This is a genomic window from Bifidobacterium sp. 7101, from assembly GCF_000499285.1.
GTDB classification, from domain to species: Bacteria; Actinomycetota; Actinomycetes; order Actinomycetales; family Bifidobacteriaceae; genus Bombiscardovia; species Bombiscardovia apis_A.
Map to the genome: position 1 here is coordinate 1 of NZ_AWUN01000012.1, position 2,148 is coordinate 2,148.

General features: G+C 55.7%; 4 protein-coding genes. 2 read left to right on the forward strand and 2 right to left on the reverse strand.

Translation table 11 applies throughout. From position 1 onward, the window contains the following. Positions 1-545 (forward strand): hypothetical protein (locus tag P272_RS09470; RefSeq protein WP_029679093.1); only part of this gene is annotated, 545 nt, incomplete at its 5' end. 135 nt (positions 546-680) lie between these two features. Here the strand turns inward: P272_RS09470 and P272_RS0108520 are convergent. Both P272_RS0108520 and P272_RS09495 read right to left on the reverse strand, forming a co-directional pair. Next, complete coding sequence (locus P272_RS0108520) at positions 681-1,127, reverse strand: hypothetical protein (RefSeq protein ID WP_015022033.1); 447 nt, start codon at positions 1,125-1,127, stop codon at positions 681-683. Positions 1,128-1,149: 22 nt separating this feature from the next. Then, complete coding sequence (locus tag P272_RS09495; protein WP_029679094.1) at positions 1,150-1,662, reverse strand: hypothetical protein; 513 nt, start codon at positions 1,660-1,662, stop codon at positions 1,150-1,152. A 316-nt stretch (positions 1,663-1,978) separates the two neighbouring features. On the opposite strand from P272_RS09495, the gene P272_RS09380 reads away from it, so the two are divergent. Next, a partial coding sequence (locus P272_RS09380; RefSeq protein WP_441293864.1) for an IS1/IS1595 family N-terminal zinc-binding domain-containing protein occupies positions 1,979-2,148 on the forward strand: 170 nt, incomplete at its 3' end.

Consider the following 2,148-nt stretch of genomic DNA (forward strand, 5'->3'; position numbering starts at 1 on the left):
GCCTCCAGGACGACGTCAAGCAACTGAGCCAGGACCCCCAACTCATGCTCACCGCAGGCCGACAGGCCCTCGACAGCATCATGCGCATACTCGACGGCACCCACCAGCCCGAAGCCATAGGACACGACCGGCTCACCCGCATGGCCGCGCTGATAGAAACCTCACTGCCGCACCGCGACGCGCTCCTGGTCGCCGCCATCAACCCCGACACCACCCGAGACGACCTGACCACCATCACCGAACAACCCCACGACCCCGCCGCCGTCAAACTCATCTTCACCAGCCTCACCACCTGCTTCGAAGGCCGGACCCCCGTCAACCAGGAACGCGCCGACAGAGCCTACAACCTCTTCGACCAGCTCACCGCCGCCGTCGGCCCCACCCCACACCTCAGCGCCTCCAGAGCCTACCTGGCCTGGGCCGCCCGCGACCCCGACCAAGCCAGCTCATACATGGTCCAAGCCCTCACCCTCGACCGAACCAACAACCTCGCAACGCTCATCGCCCTGGCCCTCAGTAAGAACATCAACCCCACCGACGACTAACACCACACACAACCAAACCGAAGAGGTCTCCTCCCAAACCAAGGAGGAGACCTCTCCGCGTCCGATGCGTTTCTCCCGCCCCATAAAAGGGGCACTCGAATCCGCTTCATTCCCTAGGAATGATCGTTGTTTAGATTAATCATGCTTGTCTGCAGCATCAACGGCATGAATGACGAGTAGGGAGATGAGAATGGTGAGAACCTCAGTTATCAAAGATGAGAGCGCCATGGCTTCCCACCTGCTGAAGGCCAAGGCCATCAACCCCATGAGAAACACAAAACTCACAACTTCGCTAACAAGCTTCTTCAAGACCTTGTGACTGCTCATGCTAAACAACACATCCACCAACGCATCAGTTATGTAGGTACCAAAGAACCACAACAGAAAGATAACGATGGTACCCAAAACCCCACGCCACCCATGCACCCAGGAACGAACGCCACCGAAAGGGAGCAAGCGATAAGTGACACCAATGCCGACCGCAAAAGGAAAGACAAAACCCAACAACACAGTTCCGAAAAAACCAACACCGGTAATCGCATCCGAAACCGTTACATGGTCTGATCGTCCACGGTCACTCATCGCTCACCCCTCTCTCCATGAATCAGAGGAACAAATCAACCCATGTCGCCGTGTATTCAGCAATATCGTAAGGGATGCCCTGCTGCATCAAACCTGAGACGATAGCGGCATGAGTCCAGACGCCGGTGGCTTCCAGGAAGTCTGCAATCCGACCGGCCCACGGAGCAATCTTGGCAGGAAGCTTGGAACCTCCCCAGCGCAGAAGCTTAATGACAGCTTTCTTGGCGATCGTCGTAGCCCAATTCCTCGATTGGAAGCCATTACCGGCAGTGCCATCATGCATCGAGAATGCATACTCGGTCAGGATGCCAGCACCTTCATAATCACCGTTTTCCCATGCGGTATCCGCTATCTCCAGCACATCCCTCGGAGTCAGCGAATCGGTGACTTGACTCACGATAGATGTCGAAGCGGTATCCACAGGCTCTGCAGCCATCGCCTGACTGGGAACCATGGCGACTCCCATAGACAGCGCAAGTGGAACAGCAACGCTGGCGAGCAACCTACTTTTGATAGTGTTCAGAGCTTTCATCATAAGCCCCTTTCCGTTTGTTGAGTCAATTCATCCTTGATAACCAATAACGAAGTCAGCGGTGTCAGCCATGGCACCTCTGACAACCCAGCTAAAACTGGAATACTGCACTGATAGATAGGCCTAACTATCATTCTTGAGTTATTACATCAACGGTGACAGTAGCACCACCGTTACACCATCATAGGGCTATAGGAACTAAACGCGTTGTTTATGTTGGGGGTTTGGCCTTGTGGCTGTAAGCGTGTTGGGTGGTTGTTAATAGGTCGGGTTGTTAATAGGGGTCTTGCAGGGGTGCCCGTTCCTGTTCGATTGGGGAATGAGAACCAGATCGAAGAGGGCCAGGCATTGCCCCATATGCCATGGGCGGATGCGCAAGCATGGGCGCAACAGATCAGGCACGCAGCGCTGGATGTGTCCGTCCTGCTCGATCACGTCCACCGCGCGCAGGCAGGACCGGGCCCGCGCCGCGCAGTTGAGGGAGTTCCT